The organism is Pedobacter glucosidilyticus DSM 23534 (assembly GCF_000425145.1).
Taxonomy (GTDB): domain Bacteria; phylum Bacteroidota; class Bacteroidia; order Sphingobacteriales; family Sphingobacteriaceae; genus Pseudopedobacter; species Pseudopedobacter glucosidilyticus.
Window position 1 is genome coordinate 68744 of record NZ_AULF01000003.1, and the last position, 15704, is coordinate 84447.

At 34.7% G+C, this 15704-nt stretch carries 15 protein-coding genes and 1 other RNA gene; 8 read left to right on the forward strand and 8 right to left on the reverse strand.

The window, feature by feature from the left end; genetic code table 11:
- Positions 1–121 precede the first annotated feature (121 nt).
- The 4 genes from H510_RS0100345 to H510_RS0100360 are packed head-to-tail and all read left to right on the forward strand — an operon-like array spanning position 122 to position 4743.
- Positions 122–1561, forward strand: coding sequence for a PQQ-dependent sugar dehydrogenase (locus tag H510_RS0100345; protein WP_026902482.1), 1440 nt, complete (start codon positions 122–124; stop codon positions 1559–1561).
- Positions 1562–1573: 12 nt separating this feature from the next.
- Positions 1574–2476: an ABC transporter ATP-binding protein gene (locus H510_RS0100350; RefSeq protein ID WP_026902483.1), complete on the forward strand. Its 903-nt coding sequence runs from the start codon at positions 1574–1576 to the stop codon at positions 2474–2476.
- Between the two features lie 6 nt (positions 2477–2482).
- Positions 2483–3796: an ABC transporter permease gene (locus H510_RS0100355; RefSeq protein ID WP_026902484.1), complete on the forward strand. Its 1314-nt coding sequence runs from the start codon at positions 2483–2485 to the stop codon at positions 3794–3796.
- A gap of 32 nt (positions 3797–3828) precedes the next feature.
- Entirely contained in the window at positions 3829–4743 is a 915-nt protein-coding gene (locus H510_RS0100360) for a Ppx/GppA phosphatase family protein (RefSeq protein ID WP_026902485.1), read from the forward strand.
- A gap of 1 nt (position 4744) precedes the next feature.
- Here H510_RS0100360 and H510_RS0100365 read toward each other — a convergent pair whose 3' ends face one another.
- Positions 4745–7171, reverse strand: a complete 2427-nt coding sequence (locus H510_RS0100365) for an alpha-ketoacid dehydrogenase subunit alpha/beta (protein ID WP_026902486.1) — start codon at positions 7169–7171, stop codon at positions 4745–4747.
- Positions 7172–7297: 126 nt separating this feature from the next.
- Here H510_RS0100365 and H510_RS0100370 point away from each other — a divergent pair, with 126 nt between their 5' ends.
- The 3 genes from H510_RS0100370 to ssrA all read left to right on the forward strand — a co-directional run bounded on the left by H510_RS0100370 (position 7298) and on the right by ssrA (position 9476).
- Positions 7298–7690, forward strand: coding sequence for a DUF1573 domain-containing protein (locus H510_RS0100370; RefSeq protein WP_026902487.1), 393 nt, complete (start codon positions 7298–7300; stop codon positions 7688–7690).
- A gap of 116 nt (positions 7691–7806) precedes the next feature.
- Positions 7807–9036, forward strand: a complete 1230-nt coding sequence (locus H510_RS0100375; RefSeq protein WP_026902488.1) for a pyridoxal phosphate-dependent aminotransferase — start codon at positions 7807–7809, stop codon at positions 9034–9036.
- Between the two features lie 42 nt (positions 9037–9078).
- Positions 9079–9476, forward strand: a transfer-messenger RNA (tmRNA) gene (ssrA, locus tag H510_RS19785).
- 156 nt (positions 9477–9632) lie between these two features.
- Here the strand turns inward: ssrA and arr are convergent.
- From arr to H510_RS0100405, 6 genes are read right to left on the reverse strand one after another with little or no spacing between them, the layout of a single operon-like run.
- The gene (arr, locus tag H510_RS0100380) at positions 9633–10085 is read right to left on the reverse strand and encodes an NAD(+)--rifampin ADP-ribosyltransferase (protein WP_026902489.1); all 453 of its coding nucleotides are present in this window, start codon (positions 10083–10085) and stop codon (positions 9633–9635) included.
- 51 nt (positions 10086–10136) lie between these two features.
- Positions 10137–10511, reverse strand: coding sequence for a DoxX family protein (locus H510_RS0100385; RefSeq protein ID WP_026902490.1), 375 nt, complete (start codon positions 10509–10511; stop codon positions 10137–10139).
- Between the two features lie 5 nt (positions 10512–10516).
- Positions 10517–10936: a VOC family protein gene (locus H510_RS0100390; protein ID WP_026902491.1), complete on the reverse strand. Its 420-nt coding sequence runs from the start codon at positions 10934–10936 to the stop codon at positions 10517–10519.
- Complete coding sequence (locus H510_RS0100395; RefSeq protein ID WP_026902492.1) at positions 10929–11366, reverse strand: SRPBCC domain-containing protein; 438 nt, start codon at positions 11364–11366, stop codon at positions 10929–10931. The genes H510_RS0100390 and H510_RS0100395 overlap by 8 nt, the downstream gene beginning before the upstream one ends.
- Positions 11359–11793, reverse strand: a complete 435-nt coding sequence (locus H510_RS0100400; protein ID WP_026902493.1) for a VOC family protein — start codon at positions 11791–11793, stop codon at positions 11359–11361. Before H510_RS0100400 ends, H510_RS0100395 begins: the two co-directional genes overlap by 8 nt.
- An 11-nt stretch (positions 11794–11804) precedes the next feature.
- The gene (locus H510_RS0100405; RefSeq protein ID WP_026902494.1) at positions 11805–12218 is read right to left on the reverse strand and encodes an SRPBCC family protein; all 414 of its coding nucleotides are present in this window, start codon (positions 12216–12218) and stop codon (positions 11805–11807) included.
- A 149-nt stretch (positions 12219–12367) separates the two neighbouring features.
- Between H510_RS0100405 and H510_RS0100410 the strand changes: the two genes are divergently transcribed.
- Positions 12368–13342 carry a GlxA family transcriptional regulator gene (locus tag H510_RS0100410; RefSeq protein ID WP_026902495.1) on the forward strand — a complete coding sequence of 325 codons (975 nt, stop codon included), beginning with the start codon at positions 12368–12370 and terminating at the stop codon, positions 13340–13342.
- Positions 13343–13401: 59 nt separating this feature from the next.
- Here the strand turns inward: H510_RS0100410 and H510_RS19400 are convergent, their stop codons facing one another.
- Entirely contained in the window at positions 13402–15552 is a 2151-nt protein-coding gene (locus H510_RS19400; protein ID WP_081659153.1) for a fibronectin type III domain-containing protein, read from the reverse strand.
- Positions 15553–15704 lie beyond the last annotated feature (152 nt).

Below are 15704 nucleotides of genomic sequence, written 5' to 3' on the forward strand. Positions count from 1 at the left end.
TTAAATTAAAAATTAAGCACTTTTTTTCACTTTTGTATCTAAAATAATAGATGATAATGGCAACAATTTTTAATCAAAATTGTAACTTCATCAAGTTAAACTTTCAAGAAACCACTCAAACATGTTTAAACCAATCATTACTGTTATAAGTGCTGTTGCTATATCTGCAGCCTTATATCAAAACCAATCGGAAACAAAACCGACTATTACTCCTGTTAAATTACAAGAAAGTAAAAACTTTGGTCAAGCTGCTGTACATTATAAAACTTATTGCGGAGGCTGCCATGGCGAGAATTTAAATACTTTTATAGACAGGAAATGGAAGTATGGAAACACCAGAGCTGATATTTTTAAAGGCATTAAAAATGGTTATCCAGATGGTGGAATGCCATCTTTTGCCGCTGCTTTTAAGGATAACGAAATCTATAATTTAGCAGATTACATTTTAGACAGACTTAAAAACGCTGATAAATATGCGGTATCGGCTAAGCCAAAATCAAATATTTTTAAAACAGAAAAACTTACCATTAGGTTAGATACAATTTATGCTGGCGGACAATCTCCATGGTCTATTGCATTTTTACCAGATGGAGACTTATTGGTTACTTACAAAGAAGCTAGCTTAAAAAGAATCTCTAAGGATAAAAAAGCTACTGAAGTTTCAGGCTTGCCAGAAATTTTATCAGAAGGACAAGGTGGTTTAATGGATATTTTGTTACATCCTGAATTTAAGAAAAACCAAACCCTTTATTTGTCTTATAATAAATTTAAAAAAGTTGATGGCAAAACAGTTTCTACAACAGCCATTATGATGGCAAAATTGAGTGGAAACCAGCTTACAGAACAAAAAGATATTTTTGTTGCAGAGCCTTACCAATCAACAAGAAGACATTACGGTGCAAAAATGATATTTGCTAATGATGGTTATCTTTATTTCTCTGTTGGAGAACGTGGCGACCATGACAGAAATCCACAAAGCTTAGATAATAATAGTTTAGGTAAAATACATCGCATTCATGCTGATGGTTCTATTCCTAAAGACAATCCATTTTTAAGCGATAAAAAGGTTGTTCCTTCTATTTATTCTTACGGACATAGAAACCCTCAAGGTTTAGCTGTAAATCCTAAAAATGGTCAGATTATTTCTCATGAGCATGGCCCACGTGGTGGTGATGAGCTAAATCTTATTTTACCTAAAAAGAATTATGGATGGCCTGTAATATCTTATGGTATCAATTACAATGGTACTATTCTTACCAACAGAACGGCAAAAGAAGGTATGGAGCAGCCTTTACATTATTGGGTACCTTCTATTGCACCAAGCGGGTTAGCATTTGCAAATGGAAATATTTATAAAGGTTGGGATAATAATGTGATGATTGGTTCTCTTAAATATTCATATCTAAATCGTTGCGAAATGGTTAATAATAAAGTAGTTAAAGAAGAATTACTTTTCCAAAACATTGGCAGGGTAAGAGACGTAAGAACAAGTCCGGATGGTTATTTATATATGACTGTTGAAAATCCGGGGATTATTTATAAACTTGTTCCTATCAACTAACATAAATACTTCATGTTAAGCATCAGAAATATTGTTAAAGAATATGCAAAGCACCGGGCCTTAGACGATGTAAGTATAGAAATTGAAAAAGGTAAAATATTTGGCTTATTGGGCCCAAATGGTGCTGGTAAAACTTCACTGATTAGAATCATTAACCAAATTACAGCGCCTGATAGCGGCGAGGTTTATTTTAATGGTGAAAAGTTAAATCCTCAACATATTAATAAAATAGGCTACTTACCAGAAGAAAGAGGCCTTTATAAAAAAATGGAAATTGGCGAACAGATGCTTTACTTAGCCCAACTTAAGGGGCTAAGTAAGGCTGATGCCATTAAAAGGATAAAATTCTGGTTCGAAAAAATGGAGATGCAAACCTGGTGGAAGAAAAAAGTTGAAGATCTTTCTAAAGGAATGCAACAAAAAGTACAGTTTGTAGCTACTGTACTCCACGACCCTGAATTAATTATTCTGGATGAACCTTTCTCGGGTTTTGACCCTGTTAATGCAGAAATTATTAAAGATGAAATCCTTGAACTGAATAAAAAAGGAACCACCATCATATTTTCTACTCATAGAATGGAGTCTGTAGAACAATTATGCCATCATATTGCACTTATCCATAAATCTCATAAAATATTAGACGGTAGTATCAAAGACATTAAAAATGTTTATCGTAATGAAACTTACAAAATAAAATATGAGGGTAGCTTAAATCTTTCTCAGTACAGTAATTTCGAGGTTATTCAAGAAGATATTTTGGATGAAACAAAAGAAATTACTATAAAATTAAACTCTGGAATTAGCACTAATGACGTATTGTTAGAACTTATACCTCAAGTTCAAATCAAGCATATCGAAGAGGTTATTCCGAGTATCAACGAAATTTTCATCCAAAAAGTTACTGCGTTAAACTAAGTCTCCATGAAAAAAGTATTTTTAATTATCGAAAGAGAATACCTCAGTAGGGTAAAAAAGAAATCATTTCTTATCCTCACTTTCCTGGTTCCTTCTTTATTTATTGCCATGTATGCGGCTGTATTTTTCATTTATAAAAATGAAGGAGAAAGCAAAAAGGAGTTTTTAGTTTTGGATGAAAGTGGGATTTTTAAAAACGAGTTTAAAAATTCTGAAACCATAACTTTTAAATATGCTGATGGAGGTTATGCGGCTAACAAAGCTAAAATCAAAAATAAAAAAGACTTATTATTACTTTATGTTCCAAAAGATTATGCCTCTTCAAATGATATAGAAATTTTATCTGCAAAAAAGCCTGGTTTCAGTTTGCTTAATGATGTTGAAAAGCAAATGGAAAACATCATCCAAAACAAAAAACTTATAGCTGCTGGTATAGATACAGCTATTCTTAAAAGTTCTAAAACCCAAATCAATATTAATGCAAAACAACTTACCGATGAAGGAGAAAAAGACGCTAACATAGGTGCAACTTATGTGGTAGGTTTTATATCATCTTTTTTGATTTATCTTTCTCTTTTCATTTACGGGGCACAAGTTATGCGAGGAGTAATTGAAGAGAAAACCAACAGGATTGTTGAAGTTATCGTTTCTTCTGTAAAACCTTTTCAGTTAATGCTAGGTAAGATATTAGGTATAGGCGCAGTTGGTTTAACGCAGTTTTTATTATGGATTATCTTATCAAGTACAATATCAGTAGCTGCTGGAAAATTTTTAGCTCCAGACCAACAAGTTATTAAAACAGAAAAAGTTGATGCTACAGTAAATACTGATACAAACCCTACTAAAGTACAAGAAAGCCCGGCTCTAAAATTCATCAATGCTGCAAGTAGTATTAATTTTCCTTATATCATAGGTTCTTTTTTGTTTTATTTTATTGGAGGATATTTAATTTATAGCGCTTTATTTGCTGCTGTAGGCTCTGCTGTAGACAATGAAACCGAAACACAGCAGTTTATGTTTCCCATAACCTTGCCTCTTATTTTTACTTTTATTGTAGGGATGAATGTGATTATCAATAACCCAGATGGGCCTTTGGCATTTTGGTTGTCTATGATACCACTAACCTCTCCTATTGCTATGATGATTAGAATTCCGTTTGGAGTGCCAACTTGGGAACTTGCTTTATCTATTGCTTTATTAATTGCAGGGTTTGTTTTTACTACTTGGATAGCATCAAGAATATACAGAGTAGGCATTTTAATGTACGGCAAAAAGGTTACTTATAAAGAGCTAGCAAAATGGTTTTTTTATAAAGAGTGATTCAGGATTGATACCCGATTTAACCTTATAAAATGCTTTCTGCTGCAATAGATATTGGAACTAACACCTTTCATCTGCTTATAGGTGAAATAGAGGCTGGTAAAATAAAAATTGTTTATACCAAAACTATTGCTGTGAAGCTAGGTGAAGGTGGTATTAATAAAAGAGAAATTATGCCTGCGGCTTACCAGCGAGGTTTAAAAGCTTTGGCCTATTTTGCAGAGGTGTTAAAAAAATATAACATTACAGCAATAAAAGCTACTGCAACTGCTGCGGTAAGAGATGCCTCTAACGGATTAAGTTTCATACAAGATGTTTATAAGCAAAGTAAAATCCATATAGAAATTATAAACGGACAGGAAGAAGCTTTATTGATTTATGAAGGTACCAAGGCAGCCGGAGCGTTAGAAAATGAAAACTGCTTAGTTATGGATATTGGCGGTGGAAGCGTAGAGTTTATACTGTGTAATGAGCAACAAGTTTTCTGGAAAAATAGTTACCGTATTGGCGCAACTAGGTTATTAGCAGATTTCTATCATCATGACCCTATACAAGAACAGGATATCCATAATATCCATAATCACTTTTTAAATACTTTAAGAGATTTAAAACAAGCTTGCCAAGCCTATCGGCCAACAAAACTTATTGGAACCGCTGGTGCATTTGACTCATATCGAGAGATATTTGTAGCTAGAGGATTTATTAAACCCATAGATGAAGTTTGGATTACCCTAGAACCCCTAGAACTAAATGATTTGATCAACGAAATTATTACTTCTAATCATCAACAAAGATCTGAGATAGAGGGGTTAATTCCTTTACGTGTGGATATGATTTTGATGGCTTCAATAATTGTTAAATATATCATTCAAGAATTACATCTAGAAAAAATTATAGCTTGCCAATATGCGCTAAAAGAAGGTTTATTAACTAGGCAAGCTCAATAACTTAAGCATAAAATCCCGGATATTTCTTAGGGTTAGAATTTTGCATCATTTGATAAATCTTATCTACAATATCATCTAAACTAGGCTTACCAAAATAATCTCCATCAGACCCATAAGAAGTACGGTGCTCTGCTGCTGATAAGGTTTGCGGCTGCATATCTAATAAATAATAGCCATTTTGTCTTTCTAAAATATCTCTTAAAATATAAGCTGTTCCACCGCCCGGTACGTCTTCATCAACTACTAATAACTTATTGGTTTTTTCTAAAGATTTAGCACAATCCATAGCTATATCAAAAGGCATAAGTGTTTGCGCATCAATCACTTCTACATCAATATCATAATCTAATAACTCTTCTGCAGCCTCCATCACCAATTTCAAGGTAGCACCATAAGAAACCACTGTTATATCTTTTCCTGCTTTTAACACCTCTATTTCTCCTAAGGCTACAGTAAAATCGCCAACATTATCTGGTAATTTCTCTTTTAAACGATAACCGTTTAAGCACTCTATCACCAAAGCAGGCTCATCACCTTTAAATAAAGTATTGTACATCCCGGCAGCTTGTGTCATATTTCTAGGAACACAAAAATGAATACCTTTTAAAGAATTCAAAATCATACCAATAGGCGAACCTGCATGCCAAATACCCTCTAAACGGTGTCCTCTAGTTCTGATAATTAAAGGAGCAATTTGGCCAGCCTTGGTTCTGTAACTAAGGCTAGCTAAGTCATCACTTAAAATATTTAGAGCAAAAATTAAATAATCTAAATACTGGATTTCTGCTATAGGTCTAAATCCTCTTAAAGCCAAACCTATACCTTGACCAATAATAGTCATTTCTCTAATACCTGTGTCTGCAATTCTTAGCTCCCCGTATTTAGCTTGTAAACCAGCAAAACCCTGATTAACATCGCCAATTCTTCCCAAATCTTCACCAAATGCAACCAATAAGGGGTTTTTATTAAAATTGTAATCAAAACAAGCGTTTAGAACGTCTTTCCCATCAACAACTTTTGTTTGTTCTGAATAAATTGGAGCGATTGATTGAACTTTTAACGGTGATAAAGGAGTTTGTGAAAATAATTTAGAGTTATATCTTTCTTGGTTATGTGCAATTTGTGATAAAAGCCATTGCATTAACTCTTCTTTCGAGGACGAATTAAAATTTCTGGTTAAACGCAGGGCTTTCTTACAAGCAGAAAGAATTTCTTTTCTTAGGGGATCGATTTCAGAACGCAATTTTTGTGCAATTTCACCAACTAGAGGCTCTTCTAAAGCTAATCTATCAATAAGTTTTAGCGCTTCATCTTTTTCTTGGTTGATATCCTTCATCACATCATCCCAAGCTTGTTTAAGCATCTTTTTTACCTCAATTTTGATAGAACTTTCAAGTTCATCAAGCTCCTCTTCTGTAGAAATAGCAGAAGAAATCATCCATTTACGCATTTGCGTTATACAATCATATTCTTTTTCCCATACCAAACGTTCTTTTGATTTATAACGCTCATGAGAACCTGATGTAGAATGCCCTAAAGGTTGCGTTAATTCTGTTACATGAATAAGAACAGGCACATGTTCTTCTCTGCAAATTTGTATAGCTTTTTCATAAGTTTCGCAAAGTGCAACATAGTCCCAGCCTTTTACTTTAAAAATTTCGAATCCAGGTTTTTCATCATCTCTTTGAAAACCTTTTAATATTTCAGAAATATCTTCTTTAGTTGTTTGATATTTTGCTGGAACAGATATACCATAAGCATCATCCCAGATAGATATAGCCATAGGAATTTGTAAAACACCAGCTGCATTGATAGCTTCAAAAAAAACACCTTCTGAAGTTGAGGCATTACCGATGGTACCAAACGCTACTTCATTACCATGAATAGAAAAATTTTCAAATTCTTGTAGCTCTGGATTTTGACGATATAACTTAGAAGCATGGGCTAAACCCACTAATCTGGCCATTTGCGCTGCGGTTGGTGATATATCCGAAGAGCTATTTTTCATGGCTGTTTGGCTCTTCCAGGTACCATCTTCATTCACAAACCTGGTAGCAAAATGAGAATTCATTTGCCTTCCAACAGAAGAAGGATCTTTTTCTACGTCTGTATGAGCATAAAGCTGAGCAAAAAGCTCTAAAATATTACTCATACCTGCGGCAAACATAAAAGTTTGGTCTCTGTAATAACCAGAACGCCAATCTCCTGGCTTAAAAGCTTTTGCCATTGCCAGTTGAGCTACCTCTTTTCCATCACCAAAAATCCCAAACTTAGCCTTTCCCGTTAACACCTCTCTACGGCCCAAAATACTAGCTTGCCTACTTTCGTATGCAATCTTATAATCATTGATTACCAATGATTTAAAATCGTCAAAACTAAGTTCAGAAGTATCAAAAGCATTAGTCATTTTATGTGGTGCCTCTCTCATATCAGCCGGTTTGTAAGATTTCAAAAATATGAAAATATCAATTGGATGACGAATTTTAAAGCTTATTTCAGTAAAATGTTTGGAACAAATTTTGAGTTTAGTACATTTGAATAAATTTTCGAAAAAATGAAAAAGATTTTAATCATTATGGCAGTACTTGTGGGCTTCATAGGTTTCACTGCTATGCAAGACAATAAAGCTGAATTTAAATTTCAAGAAGAGACACATGATTTTGGCAAAATCCCTCAAGGCAAACCAGTTTCATTTACTTTTAAATACACCAATACTGGTAATGAGCCTTTAATTATTTCTGATATTTCCTCTCCTTGCGGTTGTACCGTACCGGAAGTTTCACCTAAAGCAGGTACACCTATTAAAAAAGGAGAGTCTGGTTCTATTACCATTACTTATAATGCAGCAGCTGTTGCACCGTTTAATAAATCGGTAACCATCAGCTCTAACTCAAAAACACCTAAAAAGATGTTATATGTAAAAGGTGAAGTTATTGCCGCCAAGTAATTTTTAAACATATTAAATTCAGGAAAAGCCTTCTCTGTAATTTCAGGAAAGGCTTTTCTTTGTTAAAAAAGATTAAACCATAAACCCTAAACAAACAACCACTAATTTTGTGGATTATGCCTAAAATTTCCAATAAAGGACAACAAATGCCAGCTTCGCCTATCAGGAAGCTAACCCCTTTTGCTGAGAGAGCAAAATCTGATGGTAAAAAAGTATATCATCTCAATATTGGTCAACCCGATATTGAGACCCCAGCTGTAATGTTGGATGCGATTAAAAATATAGACTTTAAAGTTTGGGCTTATACAGCCTCTGAAGGAACTGTTTCTTACAGAGATGCTTTAACTGATTATTATAATAAGTTAGGTTATAACATTACACCCGAGGATATTTTGGTAACTACAGGAGGTTCCGAAGCTATTATTATAAGTTTAATGACTTGCCTAAACCAAGGAGAAGAAGTTATTATTCCAGAACCTTTTTATGCAAATTATAACGCTTATGCCTGCCAGAGTGACAGTGTCATAAAGCCTATTTTGTCTGTTATCGATAATAGTTTTGCTTTGCCTCCTATAGCTGAGTTTGAAAAAGCAATTACTTCTAAAACAAGGGCTATTATGATTTGTAATCCTAATAATCCTACTGGTTATTTATACTCCAAGCAAGAATTTGAAGATTTAAAGACCTTAGCTTTAAAGCATGATTTATTTATTATAGCAGACGAAGCTTATCGCGAGTTTTGTTATGATGATAAACAGTTTTTCTCTCCTATGCATTTTAAAGGAATTGAAAATAATGTCATCATTATAGATACAGTATCTAAACGTTATAGCGCTTGTGGAGCAAGATTAGGCTGTATGATTACCAAAAATAAAGAAGTAATAGCAACAGCACTTAAATTTGCGCAAGCAAGATTAAGCCCCGGTATGGTAGAACAAATTGCTGGTACCGCCGCTACTACTTTTACACCAGATAGTTATTTTACAGAGGTAAACCATGAGTATGCTGAGCGTAGAGATATTTTGGTTCAAGCTTTGAACAAAATGGATGGTGTATTTTGCCCTAACCCAGGAGGTGCTTTTTATGTAGTTGCCCGTTTTCCTATTGATAATGCTGATAAGTTTTGCCAATGGATGCTAGAGGAATTTGCTTATGAAAATCAGACCGTAATGTTAGCTCCTGCTTCAGGATTTTATGCTACACCAGGTGTGGGTGAGAATGAGCTTAGACTAGCTTATGTTTTAAATAAGCCCGACTTGATAAAGGCTATGAGATGTTTAGAAGAAGCGTTAAAAGTTTACCCTGGCAGGGTGTTTGATAAAGAAAAAGAAATTGTTTATAGTTAAGCTAGAACTATTGTTTAGTTTTGTGTTTAATTAAAAACAAATGGGGTCGACCGGAATTGACAGGATGGAAGATCAGTGTGTAAGCATGCAGCGAATTGAGAAAACATCGCTATAATCAGGATTCTCAAACTATAAAAGGCGAAAATAATTACGCTCTTGCTGCTTAATTTTAACTGAGTTAAAATTAGCCTCGTCTCGCTAAAGTAGCGGAAGCAGGATGTTTCCCGGGAGTTATGTCTGGCGACACCCGATAAGGAAGCACCGAAAAGCCGGAATAAGGATAAGTTAGTTTCGAACTTATCCCGACAACTAAAGAAACTAAGGTTAAAGCAGGCTGTTTGTGGCCAACTTTAGCTCGAAAATCAATTACAAAATAAGCATGTAGAAAGCGCAACTCATCCCATGTTTGGACGAGGGTTCGAATCCCTCCGACTCCACACTAAAGCCTATAGGATTATTTCTATAGGCTTTTTTTATATCTGTTTTACAATAAATTATTAAATGTAAATACCAAATTCGCATTCATTTATTGTAAAGTCTCTTGATGATTGATAGATAACGTAATTACTCATGATAAATAAGTTATCCAAAATTATTTACCCTGTTCTATCATTTAATGAATTAATTCCTTCGGCTTTAAGCTTGGCTAAAGCAACTTTCATGGCTTCAATTTGTTCTTTTGGATGTCTTTGCCATACTGCTACCTCTCCTACTACTCTAAAAGGGTGTTTAGAGCGATAAGACTGTGTAGGATTTCCTGGAAACTTTTTATCTGTTAAATCTGGATCATTTTCTAGTTCGCCAGTAGGCTCTACCAAATAGATTCTTTCTCTGCCTTCTCCCAAAGCCAATTCTGCACCCCAAATTGCAGCATCTAAAGTTGCGGACAAGAAAATGTATTGTGCATTCTTTTGCTGACCGTAATTAGAGTTAAAACCAATGGCTATGTGTTCGCCAAGTTGAAGATTTGCCTTGGTGCCATGAAAATATGTTTGCGCAAATGGTGTAGCTGCACCATTTAATAAAAGTTGCTGAGGTGTTTGTTGCATTTTAGGTTGATGTTTTTAATAGTCTACATGTCAAAGATATGGCTAATATCCCTAAAATTCCTGTCTTGTTTGCAGCTTATGGTAATAAACATAAGAAAGCATTAAAATACCTAAAATGATAAATGGGAAGAAGGTTTGAAAGTTGATACCATCAACAAAACCGTGGCTAATGGCCGCAAAGATAAAGTTGAAAGTAAAACCGGCATAGGCCCATTCTTTTATTCTTTTAGGGATTTGAGGGATGATAAGGATTAAAACGCCTACTATTTTAAAGACTACTAAAGCATTTCCAAAATACGCTGGATAACCTAAATGCCTGATGCCTTCTTTAGCAAGTTCTGTTTGTGAGGTAAGTGCAGGCATAACACCTTCAAATAAGGCGATGATGCTGGTGGCTACCCAGTAAATAATTTTTTCTTTTTTCATGATGTTTATAGTTGTTGGTTCTTATTAAAATTTAAAATCCAATGATGGCCATATTTATCGGTTAGTTCGCCAAATAATGCACCCCAGTGGGTTTCTTGAAGGGCTTGTTTAATGATGCCTCCTTTTGATAATTGGTAAAATGCGGTATATATAGCTTCTTCCTGATGACAATCCAGCATCAGCGAAAGCGCATTACCATTTAAAAGTCCGCTTTCTGGACTGATATCACTAGCCATGAGCGCAAAATTATCGGTAATGAGCATGGCATGTAAAATAAAATCCTTAATGTTTTGAGGTAGCTGTGCTGCCATAGGAGATTCTCCTACGGTTTGAAAGCTGAGCTTGCCCCCCAAACAATGCTGATAAAACAACATGGCCTCACGGCAATTACCTCTAAAACTTAAATAAGCAGAAATTTTAAACATGATGTTGATGAGCTTCTACATAAGCTTTTAGTAAGTTAAGCATTTCTAAAGTGCCCTCTTGGTAAGCATCAGCCACTTCTTGCTGCTCAAAAACTTGTAATTGAAGCAATTTAGTTTTATGAGCTGATAAGGTTTCTAAAATATAGCTTTCTTCTACCAGTCCTGTACTTTTATCAGGATAAGAACAGGTAAATTCTTTATTTTCTTCAAATACTTTGATGATACCATCCCAAACCATTTTTTGCCCATTCCAGACAAATACATCTCCATTTTCGTCGTAACAGGTATAGGTAATGGCAGCACCAGCTTTCCAAGCTGTTTCTACTTTAACATTTTTCATCCACTCGTCTAACGCAGTGGTATTGGTTAATGCCTGCCAAACTTGTGCTGCTGAGGCATTAATTTCTATTTCAAACTTATTGCTAACCATTTGCTGCCTGAATTAAGGTTTGTATATCGAATTTTTTCATTTGCATAAATGCGGCCACCACTCTATCTCTTTTATTAGGGTCAGACATTAATGTTCCTAATACTTGAGGTACTACCTGCCAAGAAACGCCATATTTATCTTTACACCATCCACACATACTTTCTGAGCCACCATCGGCAGTAAGCTTATCCCAGTAATGGTCTATTTCTTCTTGTGTAGCACACTCTATAACAAAAGAAACTGCCTCGCTAAACTTAAATTGCGGACCACCATTTAAGCCCATAAATCTTGTACCATTTAGCTCCCAAACCACAACTAATTCATTTTCATCTAAAATTTTAAAATTGGGGAATATAGCATTGTAAAATATTGCTGCTGCCTTGGCTTCTCCGTTAAACCATAAGCAAGGGTAAATGAGGTTATTCATATTTTTAAGGTTTAAGAAGCTTCTGTATAAGATTTAAAATTGTTTAGAATCATTTGCCAACCTATTTGCTGCATATCAATAGGGTTTTCATCTTCAGGGTCAAAAGTTACAGTTACAAGCGTTTGCTGATTTAAATTTTGAAGAGTTACGGTAGCTATTCTACCACCAAATTCGTAACTAAAACTTTTATGCTCATTTATCTCAGTGTAAACTGCTTCAAAATCAAAACCATTACTGCCATCTTTAGCTTCCATACGGGCTTTGTAGGTGCCTCCTACCTGCATATCATTCTCTGCAGCGGGGCAATGCCAGCTAGTATCGGCAAAATTCCAATTAACGATATGCTTAGGTTGGGTATAATAATCCCATACTTTTTCTAGTGGGGCGTTAACATTTGCTTGAACTGTAATTTTTGCTTTTTCCATTTTCTTAAGCTTTAATAGGTTTATATTTTGATGTTGTTACGATACAAATATGGGTACTTCCTTTAAAAAAGGAAACCTGGATAAATGTCAAATAAAGGGTTATTTACGACAAATAATTTTATCTTAGAAAAAGCATTTTATCCTCTAATATGAAACGTGTTAGCATCTTAGTACCAGAAAGTTCGGTTATGCAAGCCATTGCAGACCCTCAGTATTTATTTTCTGCAGTAAACCAGTTTATGATGGCTGCGGGCAAAAGCCCTTTATTTGAAGTTCAGCTGGTAGGTTTAAAAAAGGAAGTAAAACTTAATGATGGCTTATTTTCCGTAAATACATCAAAACTTTTAGAAGATGTGGCACAAACAGATTTGGTGGTGATACCTGCTTTATTTGGAGATATGAAAACCGCAATTGCTAAAAATGAAGAACTTTTACCTTGGATAAAACAACATTATCAAGAAGGTGCAGAAGTAGCTTCGCTATGTGTGGGGGCTTTTTTACTGGCTTCTACTGGCTTATTGGCTGGTAAAAAATGTTCTACCCATTGGGGTTTTCAAAATGAATTTAGGATGATGTTTCCTGATGTTGAAGTGGTTGATGGTAGTATCATTACCGAAGAAAATGGCATATATTCTAGCGGTGGCGCTAATTCTTATTGGAACTTACTATTACACTTGGTAGAAAAATATACGGATAGACCAACCGCTATTTTAGCTTCAAAATATTTCGCTGTTGATATTGACAGGGAAAGTCAGGCTGCTTTTGCCATGTTTCAAGGGCAAAAGAACCATCCAGATGAAGCTATTAAACAAGCACAAGATTTTATAGACCTCCATATCCAAGAAAAAATAACCATTGATGAACTTGCAGATTTGGTAAAATTAGGTAGAAGAAGTTTCGAGAGGAGGTTTAAAATGGCAACCAATAACTCGGTACTTGCCTATATCAATAGGGTAAAAATGGAGTATGCTAAACGCAGTTTTGAATCGAGCCGTAAAAATATTCATGAAGTGATGTACGATATTGGTTATACCGATACTAAAGCCTTTAGAACCATCTTCAAAAAAATAACTGGCTTAACGCCTATCGCGTATAGGAATAAGTATAATAAGATTTTTAATTGATATAAAAAAATAAGCCAGTATTATTCATAATACTGGCTTATAAAATGAAGTTTATGCTATTAAAACAATACCTTAATTGTTTTAACGTGATTACCAGAAGTCAATCTGATAAGATATAAACCTTTTAATTTTGATGAGTCGAAATTTATCTTGTGCTCACCTTTTGTTAAAGACTTAGCTACCAGACTATTTAATAACTGACCGTTGATATTATAAACTTTAACTGTAGTAAAACCATCTTGCGGAATAGAGAAAACAACCTCCTGATTCTTTAATGCAAGACTTAAGTGCTGTGCTTGACTTTCTTCTACCTGCAATAAATTTAACCTACTACTTTCTTTAGCTGCCATGATTGCAGCACCACCATTAGCAGGCTCTATCACCCATTGTTGGCGTAAATTTGTATTAGCAGTGTTGTAAGTCCAGATTTGAACATTTGAGCCGTTTACAGGTGTAACATCAGCACAATCTAGTGCGTACGCAGATGCTAATCGTAATTCTACTTTATGAGCATCACTACCTGCAATAGGAACCAATTTCCATTGCTGACGATTGTAAGAAGCGTAAGGATCTAACTCTGCATTATCACCATCATTTGCAGCACCATCTAAAGAAGAAAGAGCGAAACTACTCTCTAAACGAGGGATAATTCTTACAAAACCATTATCTGTAGGTACAATTTGGAATTGTTGTGTTTGACTACTAGAAGAATAAGTTCCAACGTTAACATTTTCACTAGTAGTGATAGTAGCATCATTACTTTGTAGAGCTAAATTAGTATTAGCTTTTAATCTGAAACGGTAATATGCTATTTGTGTTGTAGCTGTTGCGGTATTACTATAAGGCGATTTAGAATTGGCATCTATCTCAGACCTCACTCTAAACCAATATGGAGTATTCGCACTTAGACCTGTTGCGGTAAATGAAGTAGCATTAGCTGCTGGATTACCTAACCCAACCCATGTTGCGCCATTATCGCTAGAACGCTGTACATAAAACTTAGTTTCGTTAGATGAATTATCTTGCCAGCTTAAAGTTATTGAACTTGCAGAAGCTGCAGTTGCTGTTAAGTTTGAAGGCGCATTTGGTACAGCTCCAGTAGTAGTGGCTGTAGCCGTATTGCTATAAGCAGATTTCCTACTCGCATCAATTTCTGACCTTACTCTGAAAGAATAAGATGTATTAGCATTTAAGGCGGTAACTGATAAAGAAGTAGCATTAGCTGCTGGATTACCAATACCAAACCAAGTTGTACCGCCGTCATTTGATTGCTGAACATAAAACTTAGTTTCATTATTAGAGTTATCTGTCCAGCTTAAATTGATTTGACTTGAAGAAACAGCTGTTGCAGTTAAATTTGAAGGAGCTGCAGGCGGTGTAGAGCTAGCATTAGGATCAAATGTTCCCCCTTTCCAAATCCTTACATCCTCCCAAACTACAGCAGCATTTGTAATTCCATTGGTTTCAGAATCATTTTCTCTTCCATAAATACCATATTTAAAATAATTTGCCGTTGTTATTTCTTCAGAGAAAGAAAACTTTAATTCATCATCAATAAGTATATAAACTTTTCCTGGATTTGAGGAGGTTTGTTGAATATGGATCACATTCAACTTAATTTTCCTATTTACAACATTAAACTCTAAATCCCTGTTCCCCTCAACATCGAAACAATTAGGATCATAAAAAATCCTAAATTTAGAATCAGCTGCATCCATATCATAAGAGTTAGATCTAATTTGTAACATCGTAGCGTTATCTTCTCCACCAAATAATTGGAAAATAGCATTATCAAACATTTTATCTCCAACTGTAATATACCCTTCAAACTGACGCGTTCCACTTGTGTAATTTCTAGTGCTGCTATTAACATCAAATACACGTAATTCTGATCGATTACCTGGATACTTTTTAAGTGTAAACGTACTAACTCCAGTAGAAGAATTATAATTATACTTGCTTGTAACATCGCTGTTATCTGATGATTCTGGATTACCTTGAGCATCAATATAAGCACTTGTTCTTGGCCAGGTAAAGTCTGTGTTATCCCCAGAAGGATCTGAATAATTCTCTAATTGAACTTGTTGGTCTATAGATACAGCTGTTCCCCAACCAGTCCCTATTTGTGCAAAAGTTTCAAATCCTAAACATAACAAAATGCTAAAGAGAGTGAGTTTTATAAACCCATGTGAGTGTAGATTTTTTTTCATTTGACTTAAATTAGTGGTAGTTATAAATTGGTTAATTATAATTCTAAATTTTTGAGCGTCTTAGATATTATAAATACCTTATAAACAACTTCATAAGTTTATAAGGACAAGTGCAATAATATAAAATTGATAAAGATGGAAAAAGAAGATAA

Excerpts from the sequence above, each read along its gene's own strand:
- H510_RS0100375 (WP_026902488.1), top strand. The coding sequence starts at position 7,807 with ATGCCTAAAATTTCCAATAAAGGACAACAAATGCCAGCTTCGCCTATC.
- H510_RS0100405 (WP_026902494.1), bottom strand. The coding sequence starts at position 12,218 with ATGGAAAAAGCAAAAATTACAGTTCAAGCAAATGTTAACGCCCCACTA.
- H510_RS0100400 (WP_026902493.1), bottom strand. The coding sequence starts at position 11,793 with ATGAATAACCTCATTTACCCTTGCTTATGGTTTAACGGAGAAGCCAAG.
- H510_RS0100350 (WP_026902483.1), top strand. The coding sequence starts at position 1,574 with ATGTTAAGCATCAGAAATATTGTTAAAGAATATGCAAAGCACCGGGCC.
- H510_RS0100395 (WP_026902492.1), bottom strand. The coding sequence starts at position 11,366 with ATGGTTAGCAATAAGTTTGAAATAGAAATTAATGCCTCAGCAGCACAA.
- H510_RS19400 (WP_081659153.1), bottom strand. The coding sequence starts at position 15,552 with ATGAAAAAAAATCTACACTCACATGGGTTTATAAAACTCACTCTCTTT.
- H510_RS0100385 (WP_026902490.1), bottom strand. The coding sequence starts at position 10,511 with ATGAAAAAAGAAAAAATTATTTACTGGGTAGCCACCAGCATCATCGCC.
- H510_RS0100370 (WP_026902487.1), top strand. The coding sequence starts at position 7,298 with ATGAAAAAGATTTTAATCATTATGGCAGTACTTGTGGGCTTCATAGGT.
- H510_RS0100355 (WP_026902484.1), top strand. The coding sequence starts at position 2,483 with ATGAAAAAAGTATTTTTAATTATCGAAAGAGAATACCTCAGTAGGGTA.
- H510_RS0100365 (WP_026902486.1), bottom strand. The coding sequence starts at position 7,171 with ATGAGAGAGGCACCACATAAAATGACTAATGCTTTTGATACTTCTGAA.
- H510_RS0100410 (WP_026902495.1), top strand. The coding sequence starts at position 12,368 with ATGAAACGTGTTAGCATCTTAGTACCAGAAAGTTCGGTTATGCAAGCC.
- H510_RS0100345 (WP_026902482.1), top strand. The coding sequence starts at position 122 with ATGTTTAAACCAATCATTACTGTTATAAGTGCTGTTGCTATATCTGCA.
- H510_RS0100360 (WP_026902485.1), top strand. The coding sequence starts at position 3,829 with ATGCTTTCTGCTGCAATAGATATTGGAACTAACACCTTTCATCTGCTT.
- arr (WP_026902489.1), bottom strand. The coding sequence starts at position 10,085 with ATGCAACAAACACCTCAGCAACTTTTATTAAATGGTGCAGCTACACCA.
- H510_RS0100390 (WP_026902491.1), bottom strand. The coding sequence starts at position 10,936 with ATGTTTAAAATTTCTGCTTATTTAAGTTTTAGAGGTAATTGCCGTGAG.